Origin of the sequence: Nostoc sp., assembly GCF_036917815.1 — a bacterium.
Lineage (GTDB): Bacteria > Cyanobacteriota > Cyanobacteriia > Cyanobacteriales > Nostocaceae > Nostoc.
Window position 1 is genome coordinate 54,391 of sequence record NZ_JBALEK010000051.1, and the last position, 24,171, is coordinate 78,561.

General features: G+C 42.4%; 18 protein-coding genes. 3 read left to right on the top strand and 15 right to left on the bottom strand.

Going from position 1 to position 24,171, the window contains the following annotated elements:
- Nucleotides 1-99: 99 nt before the first annotated feature.
- Nucleotides 100-2,604, bottom strand: a complete 2,505-nt coding sequence (locus V7K97_RS15065) for an S-layer family protein (RefSeq protein ID WP_334801839.1) — start codon at nucleotides 2,602-2,604, stop codon at nucleotides 100-102.
- 70 nt (nucleotides 2,605-2,674) lie between these two features.
- Nucleotides 2,675-2,998, bottom strand: a complete 324-nt coding sequence (locus tag V7K97_RS15070) for a hypothetical protein (RefSeq protein WP_334801840.1) — start codon at nucleotides 2,996-2,998, stop codon at nucleotides 2,675-2,677.
- Between the two features lie 263 nt (nucleotides 2,999-3,261).
- Here V7K97_RS15070 and V7K97_RS15075 point away from each other — a divergent pair, with 263 nt between their 5' ends.
- The 3 genes from V7K97_RS15075 to V7K97_RS15085 all read left to right on the top strand — a co-directional run bounded on the left by V7K97_RS15075 (nucleotide 3,262) and on the right by V7K97_RS15085 (nucleotide 8,690).
- The gene (locus tag V7K97_RS15075) at nucleotides 3,262-3,426 is read left to right on the top strand and encodes a CopG family transcriptional regulator (RefSeq protein ID WP_334801841.1); all 165 of its coding nucleotides are present in this window, start codon (nucleotides 3,262-3,264) and stop codon (nucleotides 3,424-3,426) included.
- A gap of 373 nt (nucleotides 3,427-3,799) precedes the next feature.
- The gene (locus tag V7K97_RS15080) at nucleotides 3,800-5,581 is read left to right on the top strand and encodes a ShlB/FhaC/HecB family hemolysin secretion/activation protein (protein ID WP_334801842.1); all 1,782 of its coding nucleotides are present in this window, start codon (nucleotides 3,800-3,802) and stop codon (nucleotides 5,579-5,581) included.
- Between the two features lie 154 nt (nucleotides 5,582-5,735).
- Nucleotides 5,736-8,690, top strand: a complete 2,955-nt coding sequence (locus V7K97_RS15085) for an S-layer family protein (RefSeq protein ID WP_334801843.1) — start codon at nucleotides 5,736-5,738, stop codon at nucleotides 8,688-8,690.
- Nucleotides 8,691-9,005: 315 nt separating this feature from the next.
- On the opposite strand, the gene V7K97_RS15090 is transcribed toward V7K97_RS15085, so the two are convergent.
- The 13 genes from V7K97_RS15090 to V7K97_RS15150 all read right to left on the bottom strand — a co-directional run bounded on the left by V7K97_RS15090 (nucleotide 9,006) and on the right by V7K97_RS15150 (nucleotide 24,165).
- Complete coding sequence (locus V7K97_RS15090) at nucleotides 9,006-10,310, bottom strand: DUF4910 domain-containing protein (protein WP_334801844.1); 1,305 nt, start codon at nucleotides 10,308-10,310, stop codon at nucleotides 9,006-9,008.
- Between the two features lie 10 nt (nucleotides 10,311-10,320).
- Nucleotides 10,321-11,070: an SDR family oxidoreductase gene (locus V7K97_RS15095; RefSeq protein ID WP_334801845.1), complete on the bottom strand. Its 750-nt coding sequence runs from the start codon at nucleotides 11,068-11,070 to the stop codon at nucleotides 10,321-10,323.
- A 3-nt stretch (nucleotides 11,071-11,073) separates the two neighbouring features.
- Nucleotides 11,074-11,613 (bottom strand): dTDP-4-dehydrorhamnose 3,5-epimerase, encoded by a 540-nt coding sequence (gene rfbC / locus V7K97_RS15100; protein ID WP_334801846.1) that lies wholly within the window; start codon nucleotides 11,611-11,613, stop codon nucleotides 11,074-11,076.
- 26 nt (nucleotides 11,614-11,639) lie between these two features.
- Complete coding sequence (locus tag V7K97_RS15105; protein WP_334801847.1) at nucleotides 11,640-12,293, bottom strand: PIG-L deacetylase family protein; 654 nt, start codon at nucleotides 12,291-12,293, stop codon at nucleotides 11,640-11,642.
- Between the two features lie 146 nt (nucleotides 12,294-12,439).
- Nucleotides 12,440-13,237 (bottom strand): sugar phosphate nucleotidyltransferase, encoded by a 798-nt coding sequence (locus V7K97_RS15110; protein WP_334801848.1) that lies wholly within the window; start codon nucleotides 13,235-13,237, stop codon nucleotides 12,440-12,442.
- Nucleotides 13,238-13,276: 39 nt separating this feature from the next.
- Entirely contained in the window at nucleotides 13,277-14,542 is a 1,266-nt protein-coding gene (locus V7K97_RS15115; protein ID WP_334801849.1) for a class I SAM-dependent methyltransferase, read from the bottom strand.
- A gap of 16 nt (nucleotides 14,543-14,558) precedes the next feature.
- Entirely contained in the window at nucleotides 14,559-15,587 is a 1,029-nt protein-coding gene (locus V7K97_RS15120) for an NAD-dependent epimerase/dehydratase family protein (protein ID WP_334801850.1), read from the bottom strand.
- Nucleotides 15,588-15,805: 218 nt separating this feature from the next.
- Complete coding sequence (locus V7K97_RS15125; protein WP_334801851.1) at nucleotides 15,806-18,289, bottom strand: tetratricopeptide repeat protein; 2,484 nt, start codon at nucleotides 18,287-18,289, stop codon at nucleotides 15,806-15,808.
- A gap of 50 nt (nucleotides 18,290-18,339) precedes the next feature.
- The gene (locus tag V7K97_RS15130) at nucleotides 18,340-20,340 is read right to left on the bottom strand and encodes a tetratricopeptide repeat protein (protein ID WP_334801852.1); all 2,001 of its coding nucleotides are present in this window, start codon (nucleotides 20,338-20,340) and stop codon (nucleotides 18,340-18,342) included.
- 120 nt (nucleotides 20,341-20,460) lie between these two features.
- The gene (locus V7K97_RS15135) at nucleotides 20,461-21,660 is read right to left on the bottom strand and encodes a calcium-binding protein (protein WP_334801853.1); all 1,200 of its coding nucleotides are present in this window, start codon (nucleotides 21,658-21,660) and stop codon (nucleotides 20,461-20,463) included.
- A gap of 292 nt (nucleotides 21,661-21,952) precedes the next feature.
- Nucleotides 21,953-22,123: a hypothetical protein gene (locus V7K97_RS15140; RefSeq protein ID WP_334801854.1), complete on the bottom strand. Its 171-nt coding sequence runs from the start codon at nucleotides 22,121-22,123 to the stop codon at nucleotides 21,953-21,955.
- A gap of 6 nt (nucleotides 22,124-22,129) precedes the next feature.
- On the bottom strand, nucleotides 22,130-23,392 hold the full coding sequence (locus V7K97_RS15145) for a nif11-class peptide radical SAM maturase 3 (protein WP_334801855.1): 1,263 nt from the start codon (nucleotides 23,390-23,392) through the stop codon (nucleotides 22,130-22,132).
- 317 nt (nucleotides 23,393-23,709) lie between these two features.
- Nucleotides 23,710-24,165 (bottom strand): Nif11-like leader peptide family RiPP precursor, encoded by a 456-nt coding sequence (locus V7K97_RS15150; protein ID WP_334801856.1) that lies wholly within the window; start codon nucleotides 24,163-24,165, stop codon nucleotides 23,710-23,712.
- Nucleotides 24,166-24,171: the final 6 nt, after the last annotated feature.

Below are 24,171 nucleotides of genomic sequence, written 5' to 3' on the forward strand. Positions count from 1 at the left end.
GGAAAATTTAAAGTCTCTCTCCTTAAAGGAAGAGAGAAATAGAAGTGAGGTTTTCCAGATACCGTGAAAAGTCAGTACCATTTCCAGCGTCGGGACTGATTAGTTTGGCGCCACTGCACAGGTTAATGGTTGCTGCACCTGAGCGGAAGATTTATCTGCAACTAACTCGATTTTTCCTTGGGCGTTGCGATGCCAAGATGTAGCTTGAATCAGAGTTTCTGGAGCGCTGGGTATTTGTGCTTGTAAAGCTTGTGTTTTGAGGTATGCAGAGAGATCGCGGATATCAGACCAAGTGCGTAGGCGTAGCCCGTCGTAGACATCGCTCCCAATTTGCTGCGTTGGATTTTGCGGTATCCCACCCCGTCCCGTTGCCACAAAGCGACTGCCTTGATTACTCGCGCAACCTGTAGCTATTTTCTGCGATGGATCGGTGACATTCTCTGGTAATTCTACTAAACCGGAATTTGGATCGATACCAATGTTATTAATATCAACTGTACCGTTAATGCCAAATTGGGAACTGGCGGTGATGTCACTCTCAGGTGTGAGGCGATCGCGGTACTTCAGCCCAAATAAACCTTGAGTGCTAATGTTAATGTTACCGCCCTGACCTTGGAAAGCATTGGCAATAATGTCACTGTTTTCTAAACCCAGAATAATAGGTGAATTGATCACAATGTTGCCACCGTCACCCGTCCCCCCTGCGGTTGCAGTAATGTTGCTACCATGACGCATAACTAAAGTATTAGTATTCAGATCAATATTGCCCCCCTGACCAGATTTAGTCGCTGCTGTGATGCTACCAGCATTATCAAGGAAAATTGTATCCGCCCTGATGTAGAGGGTTCCGGCATTACCAAAACCTTGGTTATTGACCCGCACCAGCCCTCCATCCGTAATCTGCAAGCGTGGGGTATTAATGATCAGATCACCTGAATTGCCCGTGGACAGACCCGATAGCCCGAATGCTTGCTTAAAGGCGAGAGGTTGCAACGGCGCACTGGCACTAATCTGGCTCGACTTACCCGATGCGGCACTCATGCCATTCACGCTAATTTGGTCTGAAACATTCACCTGCACGTTACCAGCATTGCCCAAGCCATAGGTAGATGATCCGGCGGAGGCGGCATTCTCTACGCTCAGTCTGGGCGTATTGATGGTAACTTGCCCCCCATCTCCCCGGTTGAAGCTGACTGCTCCGAGAAAGCTTGAACTGAAACTGACGGGATTTTCTCCAGTCATTTCGATAAACTCAGAGGCATTGACCATCACATTTCCCGTTGCTCCAGCGCCCATACTGACACTCACGATCGAACCGCCAGCTTGCATTTTCAATTGCCGCGTCGCGATCTGAATATCACCTGCCCGTCCAACCCCCATAGTTTCTGAAATAATCTGGCTGCGAGTCGTCGCTGGACTCAAAGATGAAAACCCAACGATCTGAATCGAATTCGCCGCGACTGAGATATTTCCTGCCATTCCAGCCCCAAAAGTATCGGTATTAATTTGTGCCCCATCTTGGAGCAGTAATTGTGGTGTATTAATCACCAGGTTGCCACCAGCACCGGCGATCGCATTCGTCACCAACAGGCTTTGGGTAAATCCATAAGTACCAACGCCTCGCATTTCTAAGGACTCGCTGGCATTGACTGCAATATCCCCAGAACCTTGATTTCCCTGGTTGGTTAACAACGCCACAGAACCATCATTCACGCTAATATTTCTGCCTTGGAGGTGAATCGAACCCGCAGTAGCACCACTAGCGTCGGCAAGGGCTTGACGCGAAAACCGAATATCGCCGTACTGTTGGAGAGTGCCGTAGTCAAAATTCCAGTCAGGGGATGACGTGCTGAGATTAACGGTTCCGGCTCTGGCGCTACCGAGTTCTAGATGACCCGATGGGGCGGTTAGAATGCCACCATCTAAAACAATATCTCCCCCCATGAGTGCTAGGTTTTTGCCAGGAGCAACGCCCAAGCCTTTAGGAGTTGTTCCCATCTGAAGCGGGGCATTCCCCCCAATTAAGCGGTGTCCGGTATTTTGGACAGTAATCATTCCAGGCGTTTGTCCCATTTGCAGTCCCATCGGCATACTTATCGTCAATAAGGGTGTCGTAGTCGGATTGACGGCACTAAATTCGACTCCATCGGCAAACTTAATACTATTCGCCGTCGTCCCCAGAAACGAGCCGCCAATATTCAAACTGGCATTTTGCCCAAACATAATCCCGTTGGGATTCATCAAAAACAAACTCACTGGGTTACTACTATTGAGCGTGCGAATTAACCCATCAATATTAGAAATATTCCCACCAGTAACCCGACTAAATATAGTTGTAATATTTGGTGTGTTAATTAAATCGAATCTTGCTGAACCACCCGTAGGCACAGAGAAATTACTGAAACTATGAAATAAATTATTCCCTTTTTCAATCCCGTTAAGAATATTAAAATTATTACCACTTTGGTTGACAATGGTGTTAGTTGTGCCATCAGATGTCACTTGAGCGTTGGCGGAGCCACTCCAAGGGAGTATCGCTCTTAACATCATCCCTGGAGTGAATAACCCACTTATTAATATAAATAGAAAGGGTACGACTCTCATCACTAAAAACTTCCCTACCCGGATTTAAAGTTAGAATTCCCATTCATGATAATATTGCTATCCAAAAGCATTATTCATCTCGAAGAGGAAGTTGCCGATCTTGTCGTACTTCTCTTTGCCAAACAACTGGATCGATTCCTGCAAAAGCTTGTGCTTGTGATAGCTTCTCTAATGCAGCAGCCATCCGTTGCCCACGTCCATTAGTTTCAGCAATTGGCTGTTCTTCCAAAATTGTCACTAAAACTTGAACTGGGCGATCGCCTCTCAAATTTTGCCCTGCGTCGTCTTCCCATTTCAAGGAGTCACCTCTTAAGGTTGCTTTAAAGGTGCGTAGCATAACTTTACCGTAATTTTGCTTCCTCCAATTTTCATTATAGAGTTTAGGAAACGCCATATATCATCCTTAAATATTAAGTAATAATACGTATCTATTGCTTTGCTAATTGAATATTACTTACATTATGTTTATAATTATTGCCTTAAAACTAGCTAAACTTTATACTCCAGAATACAGTTAACTTCTTCGCTATTGCTTAGAAAAACATCCTATCCAACTTCATGATTAATTTAATTAAATGTCATTAGTTATACCATTGTAGTAGCAGCTTACATGATTGATATTAGAGAAGTAGTTTAAAAACATCGCTTGTCTAATAAATGAATAAGAAATGGGCTGCTAAACGACTGACAATCAATCTCACCTCAAGCGAGGCACAGAAGCTTGAACAATACTGTTCAATAACTGGGAGACCTGCAACTGATGTAATTCGAGAGTTAATTCGCTCTCTCTCTCCTAGAGAGGAAAAAGTCTCTGAAGTCTAGAAAATCAGACTGGACAAAAAATCAACTCGGCGTAAGTACATCTCAATTTTTGAGTGAAATATAGTGCTGAACATTTATTAGCTATCAGTGAATCCCCATAACTAAAGTTAGGGGATTTAAATAAGGATACTCTCTGACAAAGTGACGTTCCTAGCAGACTCGATTACTCGCTAATGCTAACAGAGTGGAGACTTCCTCCACTCTGACTTTTGCCTTGGATATTGTCTAATCACCACAACGAAAAATATCAGAATAAATAGTAATATTACTGATTTTTTCTGGAAAAATTTAAGTTAGATATAGTGTCTGTTATGTATTTACTTATACTTTTAAGTATTAAGAATTTCACTGTAATTTATTTAAATATAAATTAATGATTAGAAAAACCTTGGTTAGAAATCAGCCAGAGGTCGACAAGTTCGTGGGTAAACTGAGGATTTTTGCTGGATTTATAACACTTAGCTTTGTGATAACAGCAGTATTTTGCAACTATCAGGATGCGATCGCCCAGACTCCCAATCCTCAGATATTACCCCCAGGTAGATTAGAAGATATTCCTCAAACTCCGTTACCGTCAGAGATTCTGCCCAAGCCAGCAGACGATAATCAATTGCTTCCATCCCCACAACTACCGAATCAGCCGATTCTAGAGCAGAATGACCCTAATGCCAAATTTCGGGTTGATCGGATTGAAGTTATTGGTAGTACAGTTTTCAAACCAGAACAGTTTGCTGCTGTCACAGCTTCCTTTGTCGGACGGGAACTGACCTTTGCAGAGTTGTTGCAAATTAGAGATGCGATCACGAAGCTCTACAGTGATAAAGGTTATGTCACTACAGGCGCGTTGATTACACCGCAGACAGTAGAAGCTGGGGTGATCAAAATTCAGGTGATCGAGGGTAGTGTGCAAGAAATCAAAATTACCGGCAATAGACGATTGCACAGTCAATACATTCGCGATCGCATTCAACTTGGTGCCCAAAAGCCTCTAAATATACCACACTTACTAGAGAAACTCCAACTACTCCGCCTCGATCCGCGAATTAAAAACCTGTCAGCCGAGTTACAGACAGGTGTACGTCCGGGAAGCAATGTGTTGCAAGTTGAGGTTGAAGAAGCAGAAACTTTTCAGATGACAGCAAGCTTAGATAATGGGCGATCGCCCAGTGTCGGCAGTTTTCGTCGGGGAGTGGATCTGCAAGAAGCCAATTTATCGGGTTTGGGCGATACCCTCAGTGTGGGATACGCTAACACCGATGGCAGTAATACCATTAACGCCAATTACACGCTACCGATTAACGCCCACAATGGCACCGTATCCTTCGGTTTTAGCCAGGGATGGAACCGTGTGATTGAAAAACCATTCAGCGTCCTTGATATTCAGTCAAATAGCCGATTTTACGAATTGGGCTATCGGCAACCACTGGTGCAAAAACCAACCCAAGAGTTAGCGATGGGGCTGTCATTCTCGCGCGAGGAAAGCCAAACTGAGTTGGGTATTGATAACATTGGGCCGTTTCAGCTTTCCCCAGGTGCAGATGCAAACGGAAAAACTAATATTTCTGCCCTGCGATTTTTTCAAGAATATACCCAACGAAGTAACCAATATGTATTTGCGGCGCGATCGCAATTGAGCTTTGGGGTAGATTGGTTTGGTGCAAACGTCAGTGAAAATGAACCAGATAGCCGCTTTTTCGCGTGGCGGGGACAAGCGCAGTGGGTGCGGCAATTAGCACCAGACACTCTATTTATCGCTAGAGGCGATTTCCAATTGGCAGCAGATTCCTTAGTACCTTTGGAGCAATTTGGCCTTGGTGGACAGCTAAGTGTACGGGGCTATCGCCAAGACGCATTACTCACAGATAATGGGCTGTTATTTTCGGCAGAATTTCGAGTACCCATTGTCCGCGCTCCCAAGATTGGCGGGGTGCTGCAACTGACACCCTTCATTGATGTTGGCAAAGGCTGGAATGTCAAGGGCGAAAATCCATCACCGAATACGCTGCTTAGTACTGGGTTGGGGCTGTTGTGGAAACAAGACGATAATTTATCAGCCCGTCTAGATTGGGGCATTCCCCTGATCTCGGTGGAGGGTGAAAAGAGTAGCCTCCAGGAAAATGGGCTGTACTTCTCAGTACACTATTCACCATTTTAGCTTGAACTACCTACAGTGTAGGTAAACCATATCTATCTTGAAACCTGTAGTTTTTCCCTAATGAAAAGGATTTGCCCCAATACGGTTCGGATGACGAATTAGGGAACACTATTTATACAAGTATTGCTGGATAAGTATTGCTGGAAACCGAGCGATGAAAGCACCCTCTATTTTTTGGGATTTGGTTAATGGAATTTTGACAGTTGGGATCTTCCTCTGGTGCGGTTCTGCTAACGCTCAAATCACCTCAGATGGCACACTCAACACCACTATCTCCCAAACTGGCAACAACTTTAGCATCACTAATGGCAGTGCCGCAGGCAGTAACCTGTTTCACAGTTTTCAACAATTTTCTGTTCCCACAGGTGGTTCGGCCACCTTTAATTTAATCAACACCCCCAACATCTCCACGATCTTCAGCCGGGTGACAGGAGGTAGTGTTTCCAACATTGATGGATTAATTCGGACACTCAATAGCACCAATCCCGTCAATCTATTTTTACTGAATCCCAGTGGAATTATCTTCGGTCCTAATGCCAGCCTAAATATTGGGGGGTCATTTATTGCCACCACTGCCAACAGTGTAGTATTTGCTGACGGGTTTAAATTTAACGCCACAAATACAACATCTCCTCTGTTGACAATCAGTGTACCTGTTGGACTGCAATTGGGTCAAATGCCCGGTTCGATTCAAGTGCAAGGAAAGGGTAATGATGGTATAGTTCCCACCAGCAACTTGGGAATTGTGGCAACTCCTGGACAAACGATCGCCCTTGTGGGCGGCGATGTCAATTTTGACGGCGGCGTGATTACTGCTCCCATTGGACGGATTGAGGTGGGTGCAGTGGGTGCTGGTACTGTCAGCCTGACACCCAGCCCGGCAGGTTGGCAGTTGGGATATGCCCAAGCCCAAGAACTGCGGGATATCAGCTTCACAAACCGCTCCTCCCTCTGGAATCCCGACCCCATCGGCAATTCTACCGGGGGGATTCAAGTTGTCGGACGGGATATCACCTTAAACCAATCTCAAATTGCCGCCGCAACTACGGGTAGTAGACAGGGGGGAAGTATTACAGTCAATGCCGCGCGATCGCTCTGGTTGGGTGGAGTAAATGCCAATGCTCAAGCTCCCAGCGCTTGGATTGTCAATCAGGTGGCCCAGAAAGCGACGGGAAACGGCGGAGCAGTGAATATTCAAGCAGGCCAGTTGACTTTGCAGGATGGGGCAGCGATTGAAACCCTGAGCCTGGGCGCGGGGGCAGCAGGTAAGGTGGAAGTACGAGCAGATACTATTACCGCCAGTGGTACTATTCCTCTGAAATCTCCCTTAGCACCGACTGGGAGTAGTAGTAGCCGCATTAGCAGTGAAACTTACGCATCAGGAGCCGGGGGAGATATCACTGTAGGGGCGCGGCAAGTGACTCTTAAGGAAAGTGGTGGAATTTTAACAACTGTTTTTCCTGGGGCTACTGGGCGTGGTGGAAATGTCTTTGTCAATGTCGCAGAAGATATTACCGCGATCGGGGCTAGTCGGATCAGTTTCAGTGCTAGTGGAATTGGTGCTTACACATCATGGGTTGGCAATGGCGGCAATATCGATGTCTCAACAGGGACATTGCACCTTTTAGATGGAGGGGAAATTTTCGCCGCTTCTGTTCGGATCGCGGGAATACCTGGGACAGGTGCCGGCAATGCGGGCGATCTAACGGTAGTGGCACGACAAGCCATAGACATGGTGGGTGCATATCCAATCTCACCAACCGTCATTAGCGGTATCGGTAACTTTACTACAGGCTCCGGTAATGGAGGCAATGTGTCTGTGACTACGCCAAAGTTGACACTAGAAGCTGGAGCCATCTTGTCAACAAGTACTCTGCCAGTGTTTGGCATATTTGGTGACGCCAAACAGTCCAATAATTTAGGAAATGGTGGCAACGTCACCGTGAATGTGGCAGATCGCCTCAGCATCACTGGGATAAATCAGTTCACCAAAGCTCCGACTGTTCTGGGAAGCAACACATTAGGCAATGGTGCAGCTGGGGATGTGAAAATTAAAACCAATCACTTGCTCATCCAAGATGGTGCATCAATCAGCACAATCACCCAATCTACAGGCAATGGAGGCACATTAACTGTCCAGGCAAATGACATTTTGATCGAAGGGAAGAATATCTTACCTTCTGCGATCGCTGCTAGCGCACCCATTACAGATAAGACTACTAGGCAATTTTATGGTTTACCGGATGCTCCTACGGGCAATGCAGGTAAGTTGAGCATCACCACAAACAGCCTCACAGTCCGCGATCATGGCTACGTGAACCTTGCCAATTCTGGCACGGGTAACGCTGGAGAATTAAGTATCCAAGCAAATGAAGTTTCTTTGGATAACGGTCGGATTCAGGCAACTACTGCCTCTGGACAAGGTGGCGATATCAATTTAGATGTTGCAAACATCCTCTTGCTTCGTCATGGCAGTACGATCACCACAGAAGCAGGCGGCAGTGGCAATGGTGGCAACATCACCATTAATGCTCCCTTCATCATCGGATTAGAAAATAGCGATATTATTGCCAATGCTTTTGAGGGTAAGGGTGGCAATATTCAAATTACCACTCAGGGGATCTTTGGTCTCAAATATCGGCCTCAACTTACTTCCGAAAACGATATTACTGCCAGTTCAAAATTTGGAGTTAACGGGAATGTGCAAATTACTAGCCCTGATGTTAATCCCAATTCCGGGTTGATGCAACTCCCAGTCAATTTAGTTGATCCATCGCAGCAAATTGCCACAGGCTGCGCCAACAATCAAGGCAGTAGTTTTGTGGCAACGGGACGCGGTGGCATATCGCAAAATCCAACGCAGCAAATTGGGAGCGATGTCTACGACGGGCTACGCCTACGCACCTGGGACGATATACGAGATTTATCAGATTACCGCAAAACAAGTCAGGTGAATACCCAAATAACTCAATCCCCAGAGATTCTTGTCCAAGCTACTTCCTGGTATCGCAACGCCCAGGGCAAAATTGAATTAATTGCGGCTCAACCAGCCCATGTACAACCATCTTTAACTTGTGCTGGGGTGCCAAACAATCAGTCCCGATATTGAAGTAGAAGGCAGGAGGAACAAATCATATCATGTCCGCTTGATTACTTATTAAACCCGAAGAACCCCACCCCGCCAAAGCTACGCTTTGTCTCCCCTCCCGAAGAGCTCTTAGGGGTTGGGGGTGGGGTGCAATGACTGTGGGAATCATAACTATATTATACGGAAATGATATCATGTCCGGCTAAAAACAAGTCAATTACGAGCGAAGCTTACATTCCGCACTTCAAAATTTCATACCTTAATACTTCAATAAATCCTACAAAAAATCACTTATCTAGCGGAGCGTCTCCGGCTCCGATACTGAATTCTGACTTCTCAATTCTTCTTCAACAAGTCATGTGCTAATAATGTATTGGCAGCAGAAATAATCACATCAAATGACATTCCCGACTTTTCGGCAATATCTAGGAGAGTATGGTGGCCATCAGATAAATTTAAAACCCATAAGATTGCCATTTCATTTAGCCCGCTATCTTTGTTACCACCAGCTGCCCGATATATTCCTCTTTTACCTAACTGTGGCTCACATTTGGGATTTTTGTTGTAGTATACTTCGTTATTGTTGAGGATATACAATATCGAATTACATTGAGAGAATGACTCGGCAAGATATTGGGGTTGAACAAAATTTAAATTATCTGCTGAAGTGTGATATTCAGGAAAACTACCATGAGGCGATCGCATGAAGCAACCTACAGCTAAATTAAATCCAGGTGAGCAATATTGTCGCTCATCATAGCCATAAGGGAAAAAATCTATAATTTTGTAATCTTGTTTTGAGCTTTTGAGTACATAAGCAGCAACTTTATCGATTTCAGTGTCACCTCTACGGCTTTTTTTGTAAGTAAAGTTACCTGAATCTCCCAAACAAGTTAATACCAAACCATGCTTAATATTATTGACTTTCGCCTCGTTGAGAGCCAACCATGTAATTGAGCCAATGGTTCCGGGAATCCAGAGAAATCGATAGGAATATTTTGGTGTAGTTTGACTTAAATATTTAGCGATAAAAGTAGCGATCGCAATTCCCGAAAGATTATCATTACAAAGTGAAGGATGACAAGCATGGCAAGAAATTAAGACTTCATCACTACTTTTTCCAGGGATGAAATACTCGCCATAACTCAGATAACCTGGTTCCAGGGAAGAATCAATACATACTTCATATTCTTCATCTTCTAGTTGTAAATACTGATTGTGACTGAGGCAAAAGCCCCAACTTTCCTTGTAATATGAAGTTCGGTAAGGAATCCAATTAGGATAATCAACAAGTGTAAATAGATGTGATTTTAGTTCTTGAAGAGATAGCTTTTGATGTATTGGAATACTATAATTAACAACGTGTAGATTCGAGTTAGCAAAATCTACAATCTTCTTACCTTGAGAGTTTTTAATATAGGCATCTTTAATATTCCATTCTCTTGGAACTGTCCAATCAAATACCTCAGTTCCTGTCGGCACTTCGTGAACTGATAAAGGAATATGCTGCTGGAGAACTTTCAGAGTTTCTCTAAAACCATTACCTGTAATACTCCGGCAAATAGGATATAGCTGATAAACTAGTTGATAAATTTCCTGAGCAATTTGCTCTGAGCATATTTTTATACTACTAACATTCATATATTTTCAGCTATTTTAAATTTTCAGAAAGTAGGGGTTTGGTAAATGGGCGGATGCTGATATCAGTAACTTCAGTAGTGGGAGGCAAGCTAAGTGCATTGATGACTACACTTGCTACATCTTCTGGTTGTATTAGGCGTTCCGGGTGATAAATTTTACCCTCCATCTCGTGAATTTTTGCTTGCATAGGAGTTGCAGTCCGCCCAGGAAACACACTAATCACACGTATTTGGTCAATATTAACTTCTTCTCTAAGACTATCAGCGATCGCTTTTAGGGCGTGTTTGGTTGCTGCATAATGGCCTACATTAGCACTTGCCCTCAAGCCCACAGATGAATTGATAAACACAATTTGACCATGTTGGATTTTGAGCATGGGTAGCAAAGCTTGAGTCAGCAAGTAAGGAGCGCGGACATTAGTACGATATTGTTGGTCGAATTCTGCAACGGGGGTAGTTGCAATCGCACCCATTGAGAAAATACCAGCGTTGTGAATCAGGATATCAACTTGCCCAAAATCTTGCCCAATAGAGACTATGAGTTTCTGAATGTCTTCATCCTGTGCCAGATCAACCTGATAGCTTTTGGATCTGGGTGAAGTCTGCTGAATAGTGTGAGCGATCGCTAAGAGTGGCTCTAAAGCACGCCCCACTAAACACAATACAGCATCTTGTGCCGCCATTTCTAAAGCGATCGCTTTACCAATACCGCTACTCGCTCCCGTCACCACAACAATTTTGTTAGTGAATTTACTGATCATTTTTTAGATTGCAAGTGAGTTAAATAAAGCCCAATTTCTATCTTTATCAGATATTTCACTCACAGGTAGAGGCCATTCAATATTGAAAGCTGGGTCATCATAACGATAGCCATCGGCATATTCTGGGGTGTAGAAGTCACCCATTTGATAAGTCACTTCGGTTTCGTCAGTGAGCGTTTGGAACCCATGAGCGCACATATCTGGAATATAGAGAGCAAGGCGATTTTCAGCAGTCAACTCTATACCAATATGAGCTAAATAGCTAGGAGATTCTGGACGCAAATCGATTATTACATCATAAATAGCTCCCCGGATACAACGCACCAATTTTGTTTCTTGAGAAGGAGGTATTTGATAATGCATGCCCCGCAACGTTCCTTTTTTATAGTTAAAAGATAAGTTGCATTGGGCAATAGTCGGCTTTAAACCACGATCTTCAAATTCCTGCCTACAGAAACTCCGAGCAAAAAAGCCCCGAATATCTCGGTGTAACTCTAAATCAACAATAAATGCATCTTTTATTTTAGTTTCAGTGAATATCATGAATTTGCAAAATAAAATCTAATTTTTTAGAAAAATATTTTTCGACAGTAAAAGGCCTCAGCATACTTACTCGGTGAATTTGATTCAATGCCCCGAATTCTGAGAATAGAACGAAAAGTCTCTTCTGTAAACCACTGCTTATTATTTTGGGTAGGAAATGCATCCAAAATATATTGAATTTTTCGGCGACAAAGTGCCTCATCTAAATGGACAAAGAAATTAGGAATACCCAAATCACCATCATATTTGGGTATTTCATATTCTAAAATTAAATCATTTCTAAAGGTATTCCAAGTAAACTCAGAAATTAAGCGGTGATCTTGGTGGCGATCGTCTCGGTGATGAGTAAAGATGATATCTGGTGAAAATTCTTGCTTCAACTGCTCAAAGCATTCCTTCACCTCTATCCCTTGAAAAGGTAGAAAACCATCTCGAAAATTTTTAATGATAATTTTCTTTTCCGGGATTTCTTTTAAGAAAAGACTGGCACTTGCTGTTGCTTCCGGCGCTCTTTCTTCGTTGGAACTAAAGACAACCCAATAGACGACAACATGTTGATAATTCTCTATCAGCTTTAAGATTGTGCCTCCACAACCAATCTCTATATCATCGCAATGAGAACCGAGACAAAGAATTTTGTACTCAGATTCTTCTGTCTTATTCAAGCTAAGTTGGATCATATAGGATTCCTATTTGATTTTTGAACAAAATTAGGTACTGTAGGGTGCGTTACGGATTTCATCCTAACGCACCATTCGTAAGGATTTAGTGCGTTACGCTGTCGCTAACACACCCTACGTATCTTTTTGAAAATCAAATAGTAGTCCTATATATAGCTGACTTCTAGTTGTTCATCTCCCCATACCTCCCAAGGTCTTTCGCCTTGAGCATACATATCATCTAACTGTTGCTTCTCTTTAAACGTATCCATTACCCCAAAAAAGCCAGTGTATTTATACGCGAAAAGTTCTTTTTTAGCAATCAGTCTTTGGAAAGGTTCAAGGACAAGTTCTTCGCCACGATTAATATAGTTAAAAATCTCTTTTTTAAAGATAAAATATCCTCCATTAATCCAAATATCACGTTGTTTGACATCTTTGATATCCCTTACCAAACCATCCTCGTACATGTCAACTAGGTGAAAACTTTGGCTTGGTCTGACACACAAAAAACTACCGATTTTATCACGCTGATAAAAATCATTAATATACGTTGGTAGATGCAAGTCTGTCAAACCGTCACTGTAGTTAGCTAAAAATACTTCTTCTCCTTCTAGATACTTTTCTACTGCCTTGAATCTTTGTCCAATATTGGCAGTTAATCCTGTATCTACAAATGTGATATTCCAATCTTGAATATCCCGATTAAATAACTGAATTTTGCTCCCATTGGAAAGGCTAAAGTTATTAGAAAGCCATTCATTGTAATTCAAAAAATAGCTTTTAATTAGGTCAGCCTTATAACCAAGACATAAGATAAAATCTTTGTGACCATAGTGAGCATAGTATTTCATTATATGCCATAATATTGGTCTATAACCAATATTCACCATTGGCTTAGGAATACTTTCTGAATACTCCCTCATTCTGGTTCCTAAACCACCGCAAAATAAAACTACTTTCATCTTACTTCCCCTTTTTAATGGTGAAAAAATATTAAATGTTTAAGAGTAGACATTAATTTCAGGAATTGGCACAACAAATTGACCTCCCCAATCTCGAATGTAAGCTATTTGTGCCATAATTTCATTTTTCAGATTCCAGGGCAAAATTAGTACATAATCAGGCTTTGTTTCGGTAATTTTGTCTGGATGAAAAATCGGAATATGAGTTCCTGGTAAAAATTGACCTTGTTTGTAAGGGTTACGGTCTACTGTATAGTCAATAAAATCTGTACGGATACCACAATAGTTTAAGAGAGTATTTCCCTTACCTGGAGCGCCATAACCGACAATGGATTTTCCCTCTCGCTTAACTTTGATCAAGAAATCTAATAACTGGCGTTTGGTTTCTTTAACTTGTTCACCAAAGGAAAAATAGTATTCTAATTGCGTAAATCCAGCCGCTTCTTCTCTATATTTCAGTTCTGATACTTGCTGGCTAACGGGTTTAAAAGAGTCTTCGTTGTGGCGGGCATAAATTCTCAAAGAACCGCCATGAGTAGTTAATTCTTCTACATCAAAAATTGTCAAGCCGTGAGCCGCAAAAATCTTTTCTACGGTGAGGAAAGAAAAGTAAGAGAAATGCTCATGGTAAATAGTATCAAACTGATTTTCCTCCATTAACCGCATCAGGTGGGGAAATTCCATAGTAATTACACCATGCGGTTTGAGGATAATTTTCATTCCTTTGACAAAATCATTGAGATATGGTGTGTGGGCTAGGACGTTATTCCCTAGTAATAAATCTGCCTGTTTGCCCTTAACAACTTGTTCTTGTGCTGTCTCCTGTCCAAAAAATTTGACAACTGTCGGAATGCCTTTTTTAATTGCTACCTCAGCAACATTTGCTGCTGGCTCTATTCCTAGCGCTGGGATGTCTTTGCCAACAAAGTATTGCAGCAAGTAGCCGTCATTGCTGGCAATTTCTATTACCTGACTTTCCTGGTTTAATTGGAAACGCTCTATTACCAAATCAACATAACTTTTGGCGTGTTGCAACCAGCTATCAGAGTAAGAAGAGAAATAAGCATAGTCGCTAAAAATATTTTCTGGGCTAATGTATTCTTGGAGTTGAACTAACAAACACTCCTCGCAAACATAGACATGGAGAGGATAAAAAGGCTCTACTTCATTGAGTTGTTTGAGACTGCGATAGCTTTCGCAGGGAGGAGACATACCTAAATCTACGAAGGTATGCTGCAACCCTGTCCCACAGAACATACAGTTACCAGTTATTGGTTGATTATTTGTTGGTTTTGGGAAATTCATAATTTATATTTTTTATTTAAACAGTTCGCCAGAAGAAATCTTGATCGATTTGCTGAGTGCGAATGAGATACTCCAGTTGTTTCAGCCGAGTAAACCCTCTAGATTCAAATGTTTCTCTATCCAGATCAATTTGCTGGAAGACATTATAGAGTTGTTGGGCACCGCGCTGGGCATCCCATTCACATTTGAATCCTGGTAAGGTTTGGTTAATTTTATTAAATAAAACCCGATAGCTACGGTTGTCAGGATCGTGTTTACCAAAGCTCAATTGACAATCTGTAAAGACATCTGCAACTATCTGAGCAATTTGTTTGACTTGATAGTTGCTATTTGTATCACCGACATTGAAAATTTGGTTGTGAATTAGATCGCGCGGAGCTTCTAAGGTACAGCTAATTGCTTTGCAGATATCCAACAGATGAACTAGGGGACGCCAAGGTGTACCGTCGCTGTTCATCTTGATTTCTTTAATTGTCCATGCCCAACCTGCTAGATTGTTTAAGACAATATCAAAGCGCATTCTCCCAGAAGCTCCATAGGCTGTGGCATTTCGGAGAAAGGTGGGAGAAAAGCCATCATCAGCAAGGAGTTTCACATCCTGTTCGACAAGTGCTTTGCATTTGGCATAAGCTGTTTGGGGATTGATAGTAGACTCTTCGGTAACGTAGTCTTCTGTGGCAAAACCATAGACACTGCATGATGAAGTATAGACAAAGCGTTGGATTCCAGCTGCTTTCGCTAGTTTCGCTAAATGTACTGAGCCTTTGTGGTTGATATCGTAGGTGATATCAGGGGCTAACTGACCTAAAGGGTCGTTAGAGAGTTCTGCCAGATGAACGACTGCTTCCACGCCTTGGAGGTCTTCTGTTGTGATGTGGCGGATGTCTTTGTTGAGGGTTTTGGCGGTTACCGTGGTGCCGTTATATAGCCAACCTACTTTATAAAAGCCTGTATCTAAACCAATAACTTCATGACCTTGTTGGATTAAGAGGGGAGCTAATAACGAGCCAATATAACCTTCAGTTCCAGTTACAAGTATTTTCATATCCTATGGTGCGATCGCAGTTTGTGGGGATTTTAATTCAGTCGGAATTATTGTCTTGGGTCTTATCTACAGGTACTGATATAGCAATCCGATTTGATTTCTGAATCACTCGTAGAGGTAAGGGACTGGGGACACTTCGACAAGCTCAGTGCATCGCTGGGGACTGGGAAGAAGGAATAAAGGTGTACTGAGTTTTGTTCAAAAATCAAATATGAGTCCTATAGCAATTTACCAATGATTTCTTCTCGTAGGGGGGCGGCTTCATCTTGAGTCAACCAAGCGAATAACTTTGCTACTGCTTGCGGGGAGCGATCTATTTTGAGGGACTCTTGGAGTACAGACAAAGCCCCGGTGATATTGCCCACCTGGAGAGGAATCACTGCCCGTGTCAGACAATAGTTGAAATTTTGGCTGCGAGCGTTGGCGGTAATCTTTGCCCGATGCTCAATGGGAAAATAGGTATCAGAAATTTCAATGGCACGCCGAATAGCTTTCGGCATTTTTCCAGAAAGCCAATTTTCAGGTGTCATTTTTTGGGTATGTTCGCGGTAACGCGCCAAAATTCCTGGTTCGTACCACCAATCGTAACTAGAGGCAAAGCGTTTAAAGATTTCCCAGTCAGCAATTTCAGTTAACTCCGGGTAATACCCCCCTAACCGTTCGTGAGCTGTTCGACGAATGACCATTGCAGGTACGGTTACTAAACCACAGACACCAATATGGGATAGCCAATCTGCCATGATGCCCCTGTTTTCTCCATACAACGAAACTACTTCCCCAGTGTTGAGCGCTTCTCCTTTTTCGTTAATATATTCAAAACCTGTACAACCAACCCCAACTGAATCTGGGCAAGTTGCAAGACTTTGCTGGAGGCGTTCATAAAAACCTGGAAGTACACAGTCATCATCATGGAGGACATGCACCCAGTGACCACGACTCAGGGCAATTCCGGTGTTATAATTTCTGGCTCCACCAATATTTTCTTGATTGCGATAGTAGCGGATTACTCCTCCTCCAATACTATTCACTATATCAAACAACGGTGGTGTACTGGCATTATCTATCACCAGAATTTCCATCTGCTCTGCCCCAGGCCATTGCACCAAGATGCTAGCCAGACATTCAAGGAGATAATTGGTGCGGTTATATGCCGGAATCACCACAGTCCAAAATGGTCGGGGTTTCTCTGGATGTGTTACAGGTGGAATCGCTGGAAACTGATAGTCGCCAACAGTCACCTCACTTTGGGGAATGGGGGGAGTAACGAGGATTTCTTGGGTGATGGCAGCATTTTGGTAAGGGGCTACCGCTTTTGCATAGTGGGGATTGAGTAAAGTTAATCCCTGACGATAGACAGAAACCGCCTCTGTGAAATTGTTTTGAGCTTGGTAAATCTGACCCAAACGGTTGTAGATTTCCCAGTTTTGGGGATTGAGTTTTAGGGCTTGGTGATAGGATGCGATCGCTTCTGACCACTGACCTTGTTCTTGCAGGATCTTGCCTAAGTTATAATACACCTCTGGCAAGTCTGGGCTAAGAGCGATCGCTTGACGGTAGTAATTAATAGCTCTCTTGAAATCTCCTGCTCTTGTGCGGTAAAGTCCCAATTTTTGATTTAAATCGGCGTAGTGCGTTTGTTGATCTTTTGATAATTTACCTTGCGCGTTGAGAGCGTTGCCTAAGTTGACATCTGCTTCGAGGCAGTTGGGCTGAAGTTCTAAGGCTTTTTGATAGCAAGTAACTGCTTCGTCAAACTTGCCTTCTTGTTCCAAGGTGTAACCCAAGTTATTATATGTTTCTACTAGCTTTGACTCTAGGGCTATAACATCAGGCAGAGAAGCGAAATCAAAATACAATGGAAACTTTTGTATAGCAACATTTTGAAAATCTTTATTTTCCTGCTTAAATTTTGGAGATAACAAAACTAATTGTATATCTCTCTTTCTGAACTCTATATTATTCAGTTTTTCTAAAAGCTCTCCATCCAATTTTGTGGCGCCATTGCTCGAATATATGTTCTTTTTTAATGGATTGGCGTGCCAGAAAATAAAACCTAAATAATAATGTGTCAGTCCTTCAAAATGAATCGCCTCACAGAATGCAAGTTTGGCATTTTTATCAAAAATGTTTTGCGGTGAAACTGTCCAATATGCCACATCTCCATCGCCAGCAGCAGGAGATTTTAAATTTGTGTAGTAGTTGGGATCATCTGGACATTGATATAAATTTACTCCTGAAAAAAATAAGGCTGTATTTTGGAGAGGATTTTTCTTTAAATAATTATAGATACTTTTTAAATGTTCAGTAATCCCCACTTGATCGCCGTCAATATAAACGCATGTTTTATATCGCGTCTGACTCAGACCAAAGTTAGAATAAAAGACAAAAGAATGAATGTTGTTTACATCCAATTCCACTTGTTCTTTTGTACAAAATGAATAGACGTGGGGTAAGTAATGAAAAGCCCGTATTTTATGAGGATATTTTTGTGCAAATGCCTCTATTATTTGTGGAGTCTTGTCTGTACACTGATGAAATACAATTACCAATTCATCTACATAATCAATCCAAGATTCGATCACTGGGGTCAAAAATTCTTCTTCATTGCGAACTCGCATCAGACCACTGATACCGTCTTGTCGATTTTGTGGCTCAAAAGATGAAGTATTTATAGTAGGATGCTCTACCTGATTAATTGACATAGTTTTTCAGTCCAAAACTCGAAAATTTTTGCTTTCTGCTAAAGGAGACTTCATAAAGGAAGTGAGATGAACCTTGAGGCAATTTCATCACGCAGAGGAGCTGCTTCTTCCCGTGTTAACCAACTAAATAACTTTGCCACTGCTTCGGGGCTACGATCTATTTTTAGAGACTCTTCTAACCCTTGCCAAACTCCAGTCATATTCCCAGCCCGTAGGGGAATTAGGGCCAATTCTAGAGAATAAAGAAAATGATAACTCCGGGATTGGGTCGTAATCTTTGCCGAGTGTTCAGTGGGAAAATAACTCTCTGATATTTCAATTGCCCGGCGGATGGATACCATCTGCTTCCCAGTGAGTAAAAGTTCGGTGGTAACATTGTTAGCATGTTCGCGGTAACGAGCTAAAATTTCTGGTTCATACCACCAATCGTAAACAGAGGCAATGCGTTTATAGACTTCCCAATCACTTGTATAGGTCAATTCGGGATGATATACGCCCAATTGTTCGTGGGCTTCTCGACGAATCACCACCGCAGGCATATTTAATGAGTTACTAACTCCAATGCGTTGCAGCCAATTTTGGGCAATCCCTCGCTCTCCATAGACTTGTTGGCAAAAAATTACTTCCCCTTTCTCGTTAATATTTTGATAACCCGTACAAGCGGCTCCTACAGAATCGGAACACCCTTCTAGACTTTCTTGCAGTCGGGAATAAAAACCTGGGAGAATATAATCATCGTCGTGCAGTAAATGAACCCAATGACCGCGAGTTAGAGCAATTCCGGCATTCCAATTTCCTGGCAGACCAAGATTTTGCGGATTGCGATAGTAGTGGATTATTCCTTTTCCAATACTATTCACCACTTCAAATACTGGCGTTGTCGTAGCATCGTGCATGACGATGATTTCCATCTGCTCTTCTCCTTGCCATTGTGCCAACACACTGGCAAGACATTCGAGTAGATAGTCTGTGCGGTTATACACAGTTACCACCACACTCCAGAAAGGCCGCTTGACTGTATCATCCGCTACTTTCGGAATAGTCGGAAAGCTATATTGCCCAACAATTACCTCCCCTTGGGGAATTGTCGGTGTGACTGGTAGTTGTTGAGGAATTTCAGCATCCTCGCTAGCTGCTACGGCTTTGGCATAGTGGGGATTAATCAGCTTTAACCCTTGTCGATAGGCAGAAACTGCTTTCTGGAATTGGTTTTGCTGTTGGTAAATTTTGCCGACGTTGAAGTAAAATTCTCCGTAGTTGGCATTAAGTTCCAAAACTTTTTGATGGGATGCGATCGCCTCTTCAAACTCCCCTTGTTCTTGCAGCGCCAACGCCAGGTTATAATAAGCTTCTAGCAAATCTGGCTGGAGTGCGATCGCTTGCTTGTAATAAGTAACAGCAGTTTTCAAATCAAGAGCTTTTTTCCGGGCAACACCCAATTTATTGTTCAATTGTGCATAGTGCAATTGTTGCTCGCCCGAAAGCTTCCCTTGAGCGTGCAGCGTATTGCCCAAACTCGCCTCTGCTTCTATAAAGTCTGGCTTTAACTCTAAAGCTTTTTCATAGTAGTTAATCGCTTCGTCAAATAATCCTTGTTGTTGCAGAGCATAACCCAAGTTGTTGTAAATTGGCAGTGAGTCAGGTCGTAGGACTAGAGCTTGACGGTAAGCTTTCTCTGCTTGTGAAAACTGTTCCTGAACTAAACGCAAATTACCTAAACTAAACCAAGTCTTAACAGAATCAGGTTGAACTTCCGAAGCCACACTTAGCCACTGTTCAGCAGTTTCTGGTTGCCCCATCTGCTGCGCTAACATCCCTAAACTATATAAAGCTTCGGGTTGGTTAGGTTGTTTTTCCAGAACTTGAATATATAGCAGTTCAGCTTCCACTAAACGGTTGGCTCGTTGATGTTGAACTGCTAGTTGCAGGATTTCAGCCACTTCTGTTTTATATAGAGAATCAGCTTCATCTCCTGAAACTGACTGATGCTTCTGCACCGCGATTTGAATAAGAGATTTAACTTTAGATTCTGAAATATTTGGAGGATTCATAGTTATAAATAGAACATATTTCGTATATTCCCCCTTTTTAAGGCTACGGTGTATACACGGTAGCTTCTTAAGGGGGGAATCACCTGGGATAGAAGTAGTTTTACTATCGAGCGATTAGCCCTATGTAAACTGTATTGCTTGATTAACTAGACTGGAACTCACGCCTGAAACTTGTATTGTTTCTTGTTTTGAATTGAACAAAGAATTATTACCTAACTGGATGAGAGCACCATTGTTGGTATCTGTTATATTTAGACTACCAGAAGTCCAGCCATTCAATACAATCTTATCACCAGCCTGGAAATCTTGAATCACGTCATAGTTATTCGCCAAGGCGACATCGGATTTTTTGAAAAGAAATGTGTCATTACCACCGCCACCAATCAAGACATCATTACCAGGTCCACCAATCAAGACATCATTACCAAGTCCACCATTGAGTGTATCATTACCATAGCCACCATTGATTGTATCATTACCTAAGCTGCCATAAATATTGTCATTACCGAAAGTACCATTCAGATTATCGTTTCGAATCGTGCCATAGGTAACACCTCGACCTAAGTTACCGATTAAAGGATCTTGTGCCAATTCAACGTTACTAGTATTAATTTCAACTACCGTTATGTTGGTATTGCTATTAAAATTCTGTTGATAAGTCCCAACAGCACTACCATTGAGGAAGTCAGTACCATTGTTACCATTAACATCAGAACTTTTATTGCGAGAGTCAATCGTCACATTGGAACTACTACCAAAGGTCAACTTTGCCTTGTTCTGAGAGGAGATTAAGGTACCCTGGAGACCAAAATAATCTAATAGTACGGGATTATCGGGATTTGTGGTATCTAACACCAAAAAAGCGGTTTGAGACTGAGCTTGGTTATATTCAGCGTTGGGATCTTCAATTTCTTTAGCTGTCTCACCTAAAGATGCTGAAAAATCAAAAGAGAAGTTTTGATTAGCGTCAACGGCAAAACTAGCAAGTACTTTTGTTTCGCTGCTGGAATTACTTGTAACTGGAGCATCTGATGCAACGATACTAGCGCTAGTGAAGAGTGATGAAAAACTTGGGTCACTCTTAAAACTCCCTTGAGCATTAGCAATAGCAGAAGCCACACCACCGTTAACTAATGTGCTGGTCTCGGCATCAGTCAAAAATCCTGAAGGGTTTTGACTATAGTTGGAAAAAGTAGTATCCGATTGAGCGGTAACAAAATTAGGAGTGGGATTAGGATTGGGAGCAGGAGTATTATAGAAATTGCGAAAGACACTAGGAAAAACTAAGTTTGGAGCGTAAAGGCTAGCTTGTGATGACATAAAAAATCTCCGTTGATTTTGTTAGTGAACAATTGAATGGGCAAGTCTATGCAAAGTATTTACCCTGGATGTTGGAGGCAGAGGGCTGTTACAGAGGGCAGGAGGAAAACTGCCCTCTGTAACAGCCAGCGACCAGATGGAGCAAGGGTTTAAGACAAGAACTCTAAATTTTCAATTTGGGGCTGCTTTTTCAGGAGGGGTTTGAATCCCCAACTGAGGTAAAACCTCCTCCCTCCTGCCTCCTTCAACTCGTAACTTACGATCTAAAACTCTCATAATTGATATAAAACTGTCAGCTTTTATCTAGGACTTGCTTTGCTTTTAACAGCGCTTTTAAATAGCCTAATTGACTATTCCAAGCTGAACGTGGAAGCAGGGGGATTTCCTCTAATTCTGGAGATGGTGATGACTCAAGGTCAGTTTTTTTCTCTGAAATTGTGGTATCTTCTGCATTTTCTGCCATGATTTATTATCTCACTAAAGAATAATAAAATTCGGGTTCTTGCTGCCAACTTTCTGACCACTGAATGCTGTCAGCAGTAAAGTGTAATGGGTCGTTTGCTGGCAAGAGAGTATCTGTAGGCTCGACAATTAGCTCAAATTCGCCATTATCAAATGGCAAACCTTGCGCCTTTACTTTGGGAACCACACGCTCTCTCATAGATTCTTTTGCATGAGCAAGAGCGCGATGATGACAGTAAGGATTATTACCTCTCTTATCAAAGAAAACATGGGCAGTCCAACTGCAACCCCCACGACAAAGTTCAGCGTATTCGCAAGTTTTACAGAAACCCCACAGGTGTTTTGTGCCTTCAGGTGTTCCTGCTCCTAGATTGAAGCGTAGTTCTTCTGCACTTTCGATAATATCATGCAAGGCATGTTCTCGAATATTACCACCTGTATAGGCAGTAGTCGGCAGTGAGGGACAACCTTTAATCGCTCCGTCAGCTTCAATTCCCAAGGTGGAGAGTCCTGCACCGCAACCTTGCCAAAATGAGAATTCATCCTCCTTTCCCCGTCCCCGCAACAGTCGTTCATAAGGGCCGTAGTAACCAATATTATTTCCCGCCTGAAGTTGCACACCTTCTTGGTAAGCACGACGCGCCACACGGGCGAGCATGGGGTAGATATCTAACAGTTCATGGGGTTGGAGAAGCATGTCTGCGTTGTCAGCTGCATTCCCCATAGGCACAGTCAGCTGAATTTGCCAAGCACGGGCACCCGCATCACGAATAGACTCATAGATGTGGGGAAACTCTGGCGCTGACAAGCGGTTAATTTGGGTGTTGCAACCAAAGGAAATACCCACTTCTCTTAGATGACTCATGGTTTTAAATGCATATTTCCAAGAGCCTTTTCTTCCCCGCAGCTGGTCATGAGTTGCTTCCAAGCCATCAATGGAAACAGAGACAGTGCGAATTCCCGCTTCCTTCATTTTGTGAGCGGTTTCTAACGAAATGCCATAGCCGCCGGTAGTCATACCACATAACATCCCTGCCTCATTGATTGCTTTGGCAATTTCTAGCCAGTCTGGACGCAGAAATGCCTCACCACCAATCAGGGTAACTTCTTTAATTCCAACTTCTGCCATCTGTTTGACAAGATCGAAAGCTTCCTCTGTGGAGAGTTCTTTGGTACGCTCATGTCCGGCGCGGGAACCACAGTGACTACAAGCTAAATTGCATTTTAAGGTAATTTCCCAAACTGCGTAGCTTTTGCGGTGATATGTCATAGGTTAAGGTCTAATTATCAACTTTCACCAAGTTTTGAAAAAGTCAGGTTATAAGCAAGGCTATTTCATTCTAAAATGTCAGGTTTTATTCATAGGGATTGATACTCACAAAATGGAAATTTTTCAGGGTTAGATTAGTTGCTAAATTTTATTCTCCCTCCACAAAAAAATATTCATAATGTCTGCCTTAAAAATAGGATCAAATAGCCTTGATTTCTACTACTTCGTCAAGCTAGTTATGAAGAGTTTGTAGTCAGGACTTTAGTGCTTAGAAAATAAGGACTAAAGTCCACCATCAATTTAAACTTAATAGGTCTCTAGGGCAAATCAATTTTTGGTCCGATAACTACTCCTCCATATGCCGCCGCCCCTTGTACAGGTGGATGTTCTAATATGAATATGGGGTGTGGTTGCGGACATGGCTTGGGAAGTGGTCTGGGAATCCATTTAATTGGCGGTTTTGTACATTGTTCGGGAGGTGAGACTACAATACCATACAGTGGTTGAGCGACTACATTATGGGTGCTTGTGATCCCACCAAAGGCTCCCACTAATTCCGCTTCGCTGAGGTCATCAAACTGACCTAATTCTTTTAATTCCAATATTTTAATGGAGGCTGTTTCAAATTCTTCTTGAGAAAAATTATAGCCACCTTCTTCCATGACTTTTATCACCTCATCGATTTTATCACTCATTAATTGAGTGCGAAAATCTTCGTCTTTGACTATTCTGATGATGAATTCTTTAACTTGATCGAAAATTGCTAAGGGCATATTTTC

What these genes read in the sequence shown, in the direction of transcription:
- V7K97_RS15065 (WP_334801839.1), bottom strand. Translation starts at nt 2,604, where the DNA reads ATGAGAGTCGTACCCTTTCTATTTATATTAATAAGTGGGTTATTCACT.
- V7K97_RS15070 (WP_334801840.1), bottom strand. Translation starts at nt 2,998, where the DNA reads ATGGCGTTTCCTAAACTCTATAATGAAAATTGGAGGAAGCAAAATTAC.
- V7K97_RS15075 (WP_334801841.1), top strand. Translation starts at nt 3,262, where the DNA reads ATGAATAAGAAATGGGCTGCTAAACGACTGACAATCAATCTCACCTCA.
- V7K97_RS15080 (WP_334801842.1), top strand. Translation starts at nt 3,800, where the DNA reads ATGATTAGAAAAACCTTGGTTAGAAATCAGCCAGAGGTCGACAAGTTC.
- V7K97_RS15085 (WP_334801843.1), top strand. Translation starts at nt 5,736, where the DNA reads ATGAAAGCACCCTCTATTTTTTGGGATTTGGTTAATGGAATTTTGACA.
- V7K97_RS15090 (WP_334801844.1), bottom strand. Translation starts at nt 10,310, where the DNA reads ATGAATGTTAGTAGTATAAAAATATGCTCAGAGCAAATTGCTCAGGAA.
- V7K97_RS15095 (WP_334801845.1), bottom strand. Translation starts at nt 11,070, where the DNA reads ATGATCAGTAAATTCACTAACAAAATTGTTGTGGTGACGGGAGCGAGT.
- rfbC (WP_334801846.1), bottom strand. Translation starts at nt 11,613, where the DNA reads ATGATATTCACTGAAACTAAAATAAAAGATGCATTTATTGTTGATTTA.
- V7K97_RS15105 (WP_334801847.1), bottom strand. Translation starts at nt 12,293, where the DNA reads ATGATCCAACTTAGCTTGAATAAGACAGAAGAATCTGAGTACAAAATT.
- V7K97_RS15110 (WP_334801848.1), bottom strand. Translation starts at nt 13,237, where the DNA reads ATGAAAGTAGTTTTATTTTGCGGTGGTTTAGGAACCAGAATGAGGGAG.
- V7K97_RS15115 (WP_334801849.1), bottom strand. Translation starts at nt 14,542, where the DNA reads ATGAATTTCCCAAAACCAACAAATAATCAACCAATAACTGGTAACTGT.
- V7K97_RS15120 (WP_334801850.1), bottom strand. Translation starts at nt 15,587, where the DNA reads ATGAAAATACTTGTAACTGGAACTGAAGGTTATATTGGCTCGTTATTA.
- V7K97_RS15125 (WP_334801851.1), bottom strand. Translation starts at nt 18,289, where the DNA reads ATGTCAATTAATCAGGTAGAGCATCCTACTATAAATACTTCATCTTTT.
- V7K97_RS15130 (WP_334801852.1), bottom strand. Translation starts at nt 20,340, where the DNA reads ATGAATCCTCCAAATATTTCAGAATCTAAAGTTAAATCTCTTATTCAA.
- V7K97_RS15135 (WP_334801853.1), bottom strand. Translation starts at nt 21,660, where the DNA reads ATGTCATCACAAGCTAGCCTTTACGCTCCAAACTTAGTTTTTCCTAGT.
- V7K97_RS15140 (WP_334801854.1), bottom strand. Translation starts at nt 22,123, where the DNA reads ATGGCAGAAAATGCAGAAGATACCACAATTTCAGAGAAAAAAACTGAC.
- V7K97_RS15145 (WP_334801855.1), bottom strand. Translation starts at nt 23,392, where the DNA reads ATGACATATCACCGCAAAAGCTACGCAGTTTGGGAAATTACCTTAAAA.
- V7K97_RS15150 (WP_334801856.1), bottom strand. Translation starts at nt 24,165, where the DNA reads ATGCCCTTAGCAATTTTCGATCAAGTTAAAGAATTCATCATCAGAATA.